Source organism: Moorena sp. SIO3B2, assembly GCF_010692525.1.
Lineage (GTDB): Bacteria > Cyanobacteriota > Cyanobacteriia > Cyanobacteriales > Coleofasciculaceae > Moorena > Moorena producens.
Map to the genome: position 1 here is coordinate 1 of NZ_JAAHHE010000295.1, position 7,631 is coordinate 7,631.

Annotated in this window: 2 protein-coding genes; both read right to left on the reverse strand. The window is 41.8% G+C overall.

Features of this window, described 5'->3' with window-relative positions:
• Positions 1 to 1,616, reverse strand: a 1,616-nt coding sequence (locus F6K38_RS31610) for a condensation domain-containing protein (protein ID WP_287359010.1), incomplete at its 3' end; no start/stop codon positions are given.
• Positions 1,613 to 7,631, reverse strand: a 6,019-nt coding sequence (locus F6K38_RS31615) for an SDR family NAD(P)-dependent oxidoreductase (protein WP_287359011.1), incomplete at its 5' end; no start/stop codon positions are given. The genes F6K38_RS31610 and F6K38_RS31615, both read right to left, overlap by 4 nt.

The following is a 7,631-nucleotide window of genomic DNA, read 5'->3' on the forward strand; positions in this document are numbered from 1 at the left end:
ACCTGCTCCTCAAATAACTGATGGATACATTTGTCTTTTGGGTAATCTGTTTTGGTATTATTCCATTCTACCAATATTTGGTCTAGCTCTGACTCTGTCATTAATGGTAGTGCTGTTACTCTCTGTTGCGGATCATTCACTATCCCTTCTAACAAGTTCTGGAAATGACCAGCAATTCTGGCAATAGTTTGCTCATCAAATAAGTCAGCATTGTATTTTAATAACCCAACCAGATATGAGTCCTCTTCAACCATTTCCAGGAATAAATCATATTGACTTTCATACTGATCGAATACAAATGGTTCTACTTCAAGTCCTCCCCAATTCATCAAGGTTGTTTTGCTGCTAAAAAACACCTTTTGCACATCTTGAGATTCCAGGAATTTTTGTAGTACAAAGCAAGCCTGAAAAAGAGGAGAACGACTGGAGTCACGTTCTACCTGTAACTTCTCTACCAATAAAGAAAAGGGATAATCTTGATGAGCTAGTGCTCCCAGGACTGTCTGGCGTACTTGATAGAGGAAATCTCTAAAAGAGAGATTCCCTGACAAATCTGCTCTCATCACTACTGAGTCCACGAAGTAACCAACAATAGAAGCAAACTCCGCTTTTGTTCTACCAGATGTAGGCGATCCTACCAAGATATCCTCTTGACCTGTGTAACGATACAGAAGCACTTGAAAAGCAGCCAACAGAATCATATAAAGAGTTGCCCCCTCTGTTTGAGCTAGTTCCTTCAGTTGTTCAGTCAGCTTTTCAGATAACTTGAAGGGGTAACTGCCCCCATTATCAGTCTGTATAGGGGGTCGTGGTCTGTCTGTAGGCAAATTCAATACAGGTAATTCCCCGCCCAATTTTTGTTGCCAATAGTTCCATAGTTGTTCTCCTTCTTGTCCTTCTACTAACTCCTTTTGCCAACTAACATAATCTTGATAAGAATGCTTTAGTGGTAGTAGGGATGCCTCAAGCCCATTTAGTTGAGCTTGGTAGAGTTGTGGCAGCTCTTTGGTAATTAAGTCGCATGACCAACCATCTAAAGCAATGTGGTGTATTGTCAATAACATAATATGGTCTTGCTCAGAACAAGTGAACCACCTAACTCGCATCACTGGTTCTGTTTCTAGGTTAAAAGGATGTCTGTGAGCTGCAATTACCTTTTTATTTAACTCCTCTTCACTCCAACTAGAAGCATCTATCTGTAAGAAGTCTAACGCTTGATGTTGATGTAGTTGTTGGATTGGTTGTTCGCCCAACTTCGGGAATGTACTCCGTAGTAGCGGATGCCTTTCCCTTAGAGCTTGAAAAACCTGTTGCCAAATAGTTATATCTACCTTAGAGTAGATCCGAACCGAAAATGACACATTATAATTATGATTATGGGGTGATAGCTGCCACAAAAACCAGAGACCTTTTTGACCATAAGAGAGGGGATGGACTTGGAATATATCTGGATTTTCCTTTAGTAACTGTAAGATTTCTGATTTGTACTGCTTTAGTTGGGCAATAACATCAGTGGTCAGTACTTCTTGGGAACCTCCAGTTTTTAATTTGCCTCCATCAGTCCATAATTTAAGACCTTTGATAGAAAGGTCTTGTAAGAATTCAATTAAGTTCATAGTTCTACCTCTATCCAGTTTTTTTCCTTGATGTTATCTGTGCGATCGCTTTGATTCAGTTGTTGATTTAGTTGATTTGAGAGATCAGCAATGGTGATTCCTTCCATAAATTTTGTAATTGGAACATCCACTTCTAGCTCACTTTGAATTTGATTTCTTAGCTCAATTGACATTAGAGAGTCCAGTCCCATTTTATTTAGAGGTTTGTGTATATCGATGAGATTATTTTTCATGGCTAATACTCGAACTGCTTTATCTTCGATATAAGCAATTAATATCTTTTCTCGTTCCATGAAGGAAACTGATTTTAAGTGTTCTAAAATGCTATTATCCTTAGTAACTGTTGAAGTAGTTGTTTCCGACCAATCCGCCAAAAACGGCCACTGTGCCACTCTCTCCTGCCAGCCTGACCACTCAATAGGCACCACCCCTACTTCCACATCCGAACCACTCATCAATAGCTCTAGAGACTCTAACACCTGAGTCGGAGATATTGCACCCATCCCCTGCTTACTTAACCTCACATCTGCACCCCGTTCGGCTGCCTCTCCTACTTGAGAAACGGCTCCCCAATGAATGCTCAATCCCGGTAACCCCTGAGCGCGACGATAATGGGCTAAACCATCAAGGAAAGCATTAGCTGCAGAATGATTTCCCTGACCAGGCGAACCCAACAGAGATGCTGCTGAAGAAAACAGCACAAAAAAGTCCAATGGTTGATTTTGAGTCAATTGATGCAAGTGCCAAGCACCTTGGACTTTCGGTGCCATCACCTGCTCAAAACTAGACCAACTCTGGTTTTGTAGCACTCCATCTGATAACATTCCTGCTGAATGAATCACTCCTGCTAATGGTCGGTTTGACTCCTCAATTCTCTTCCACACCTCTGTGATCGATTTCCGATCAGACACATCGGCCTTTTCCACTACCACTTCCGCTCCTGCCATTTCTAATTCTGTTATTTTTTTTCGAGTTGCATCATCTGGTGAACGACGTCCTAATAATACTAAATGTTTAGCCCCCTTTGACACCATCCAATTTGCTACCAGTAAACCCAAACCTCCCATACCTCCTGTAATCAAGTAGCTAGCTCCAGAACGGAAACTTAAAGGCTTTTGAGTCCTAGCATCAGCAAGTTGTGTTTGAGTCACCACAATCTTGCCTATATGTTTGGCTTGCTGCATATAACGGAAGGCATCAATGACTTCCTCTATGGGAAATACCTTTATTGGTGGTGGTTGTAGTAAACCGTTGCTCAACTTATCTTTCAACCCTTGCAACATAGAATTGATTAATCCCGGTTGCTCTATTGACTCTTTGACTAAATCCACCACAAAATAAGATACATCCGGTCTGAGAGCTGCTACTTGGCTTGAATCCCATACTCCTCGCTTGGCGATTTCCACAAACCGACCACTCTGAGTTACCACTGACATACTCTTACTAATAAATTCCCCAGAAGTCAGAGAGTTAAGTACAATATCCACTCCTTGACCTTGAGTTATTTCCATCACTTGGTCAGCAAATTCATAGGTTCGGGAATTCATAATATGTTTGACTCCCATATCTCGTAGAGCTTCCCATTTGGGAGGACTTGCAGTTGCCAAGACTTCGGCTCCTGCTTCCATTGCAATCTGCACCGCAGCCATTCCAGTACCTCCTGCTGCTGCATGAATAAGGATGCGATCGCCAGCCTGAATCTTGGCCACATGATGCAAAGCATAATAAGCTGTTAAAAAATTAGCTGGAATAGATGCTGCTTCTTCAAAGCTCAGATTTTCTGGCTTGATAACTACATAGGTAGCATCAACAGTTACATACTGACTAAAGCTGCCGTGAGCCATAGCCATAACTGTATCCCCTATATGAAAGCCTGTGACTTTTGACCCTACAGCTACTACTTCACCCGCACACTCTCCACCAAAACTGTCCATCTCTACTAAGTGTTTTTGAGACATTCCATCCACTTGCTGAGGGACTAATCCTAATGCAGATACTACATCTAGAAAATTCAATCCTGTTGCCTTAACTCTAATTTCTACTTCCCCTGCTCCTGGCGAACGTCTAGTAACTGGCTCTAAGACTAAGTTATCTAAACTACCCTTCTCGGAACTTCCTAGTTTGAATGGTTGTGATGGCACCAAATGTTGTGCCACTGGTTGCCGATGATGACTAGCCACCAACCGAGCTACATAACGACCATCTCCACGCCATGCCACCTGGTCTTCGGAATCCTCCGACCAGATTTCATTAAAGAGTGCATCAGCTTGACCCTCTATAGTCTCCTCTGGGTCTAAATCTATACGAGTACAGTTCAATTCTGGATGTTCCAAGCTAATCACTTTGCCCATTCCCCACACCGAAGATTGGGCTACTCCTGGTATGACCGGATGATTTGACGACACTGCTTGAGCACCACTCGTCACTAACCATAATCGAGGTACAATGGATAACCCTGCTTTTACCAATGCTTGTACTAAAGATAGAGTTGTGCCACACCCTAGCTTAGACAAACTTCCTAACTCCTCAGAATTAACAGTTTGCCCCACTCCGGCTTCCGTCGTCCAACATTGTACTACTCCATATAATGATGGTGATTTCCCTGCTACTGTCTCTATTACTTCCTCAAAATCTTCAAGGTTGTTGGGATTAATGGTAAATTCTGCGGGAGCTATCTGTTGATACTTTTCTCCAGCAAACACTAAAGTACAAACCTCTCCCACTGAGTTCAGTTGCCTTGCTAACTGTTTACCTATTCCCTCTTTGTCTGCTAGTATCAACCAACTCTTAGAACCATCATTCGTTTGTTCTAACTTCGTTTGAGAGCTTTGAGCTACAATTACCGTTTGCCCTGACAATGTTTCTGCCATTCCCTCCACTTCTGGCATGGTGACTACTTCGGTAAAATCTGTTTCTCTCAACACCTTTTGCCATTGGTCTCTACTCAGCAAAGGATAATCTGGTCGTAATTCATAATCATTGAATTTCCACCATCCTTCTAACAGTCCAAATACTAAATCTAACCATCGTTGAGCAGTTGTTACTTCTAACAACACTAACATTCCCCCATCTGCTAATAGTTCTCGCACATGGGATAATGTCTGCTTCATAATTGTGGTTGCATGGAGGACATTGGCTGCAATAATTATATCATATTGATTAGCCTCAAATCCTTGACTTTTCGGATCTACTTCTATGTCTAAGGTTTGATAGCTAATGAATTGATAATCCTGGAATTTATCTTGGGCTTTTGCTGTAAATAATGCCCCTATATCGGTGAATATATATTCGGTTTGCTGGGGATTTAGATGAGGCAGGATATAGCTGGTCGTCCCTCCTGTTCCCGCTCCGATTTCCAACAACCGTATGCCTCGGCTTTTAGGTAATTTTTCTATAGCCTTGGTGATGGATTTTTCTACTATTGTGTTCATCACTTTAGCTACTGTTGACTCTTCATAAAGTTGAGTCGCTGTGGTCAAATCTCCTTGGGGGAAAACTAACTGAACTGGGTCTATTGCTCCTCGTAATACCCCACTTAATTGACTTGCACAACGTTCCAGTAGTGTCAATGTTGCTGCTTCTTCTGGATATTGATTCTGTAAACTCTGGCTTTTTTCAGTAGGCTTGACTTGAGCTAAGGTTTGTTCCACTTGCCACTGCTGCTGATTATAATTGAGTATTCCCACCTCTGTTAATATTTGTAGCAGACGCTTAAACAGTTGTCTCTGACTGGGAACTATGCCTAATTTTTTGACTGCTGCATCAAATTCAAAGCTTTCTGTTGGTTTGTATGACCAACCCATTTCGTGCAATGCTTGTACTATATAATCTACAGTTAATTCTTCTAAGCTTGTTTCAATAGACCCTGTTCTTTTCTGATCTACTTGAGTTACTAATTCTGTCAGAGTTGGAGCTAATTTTTGGGCAATTTCTACAGGAGGTCTCAGGAAATCTGGAGGGAGTAGTTTACCTAAAATACCTTGGCTTCTCCACTCTACTTCATACAACCAATTTTCTATTGATTCGGTTTCTGTTCCCAGTAGGGTCTGTTTAGTTGCTAGTTTTAGTTGTAAACCTTTGAGGTTGGCAATTATTTCTCCTGAAGGAGTTACTATGGTGACAAGAGTCGTTAAACTTTCTGGAGTTTTCACTTCGGGACTGGTTACTGATGCGTAGGCCCATAGACTCAGCCCGGGATTCTTATATAGTTTGAATTCTTCTATTCCTACTGGCAGATAAGTTTGGTCACTATCTGTTGCTGGGAGTGCCTGAAATATTACTTGCAAGGCTGCATCTAATAGTGCTGGATGGAAATTATAGTCCCTTGTTTGTGTTATCAATTCTTCGGGGAGTTTGATATAAGCTAGTGCTTGGTTTGTACCCGACCACAATTCTTGAATGCCTTGAAAGCTATTTCCGTAGTCTATCCCTACTTGTTGACATTTTTGATAATGTTGTTTGACTTCTATTGCTTGATTAAATTCACTCTTGTATTTTTCTAGGTCAATTTTTGTCTGAGTAGGGGGGGTTGACTCTTTTCTGATTTTTCCTGTGGTGTGGAGTCTCCACTCCTGTTGTTCTGGTTGAGAAAATATTTGAAACTTGTAGCTTTGGTTGTCTGTTGGGGTGAGTATGGTTTGGGCATTTGTCAATTCTCCTGCTGGTAGTATCCATCCTCTACCTATGGTTAGGTCTTCTATTACTATCTGGGGTGTTTTTAATTGGTGATTTCCTGCTGCTATTGCTATTTCTAGGTAGCCGGTTGTGGGAAATAGTGCTTGATTAAATACTCGGTGGTGGCTGAGATAATTGGGTGATTTTTCTCCTATTTGTGATGCAAATATTTGTTGTTCCCCTGCACAATTTAGCTTTTGACCTAATAGGGGATGGAGGTTTTCCCCTTTTGAAAATTGCTGTTTAGGCCAGAAGTTGTTGTTGGTTTCTATCCAATAACGTTCCCGTTGGAATGGATAAGTCGGCAATGCTACTTTCTGACGACTATAGTCAGAGTCAAACCCTGACCAATCTATTTTGGCTCCTTTTACATACAATTGTCCTAAGCTAGAGAGCATTTGTTGCCATTCATCCACTCCTGGACGTAATGATGGTAACCATACTCCTACATCTTCTGGTACACATTGACGTCCCATCCCCAGTAATATTGGTTTGGGTCCAATTTCTAGGAACAGTTTGCAACCCTCTTGATACGTATTTTTCAGGCTCTGGGCAAAGCTCACTGGTTGCTGGACATGGTTAACCCAATATTCAGCAGAAGTGATCTCATCACCTACCAGTTTGCCAGTGACATTAGAAATAAGTTTGATTCGAGGCTTGTTATAAGTGACTTGTTTGGCTATAGTTTCAAACTTGGCCAACATTGGCTCCATCAAAGGAGAATGGAAAGCGTGGGATACCTGTAACTGTTTAGTCTTAACTCCCATTACTTCTAGTTTACTACAAATACTTGCGATCGCTTCACTCTCACCAGAAATCACTATACTTTCTGGCCCATTGATGGCAGCAATGCTGACAGCGGACTTCTCCAACCCCTCTTGGGAACTATAGTCCGCGATCGCCTTTTTGACCCGCTCCTCCGATGCCAACAACGATACCATCTTGCCACCAGCAGGCAACTGCTGCATTAACCTGCCACGCATGGCAATTAACTTCAAACCATCTTCAAGACTGAAAACTCCTGCAATACAAGCTGCCACATATTCTCCCACACTGTGGCCCATCACCACATTTGGTTTAATGCCCCAAGAAAACCATAACTTGGCTAAGGCATATTCAATAGCAAATAGAGCCGGTTGGGTATAAGCAGTTTGGTCTAGCAAAGAAGAACTTGAGTTTTGTGCTTCTTGAGGATAAAGTACTTCTAAAAGCGAATGTTCCAAATACGGACGTAGGATTTCATCACATTGATCTAACCCTTGACGAAAAGTAGGTTGACTTTCATACAATTGCCGTCCCATATTTACATACTGGGAACCTTGACCGGTGAAAAGGAAGGCG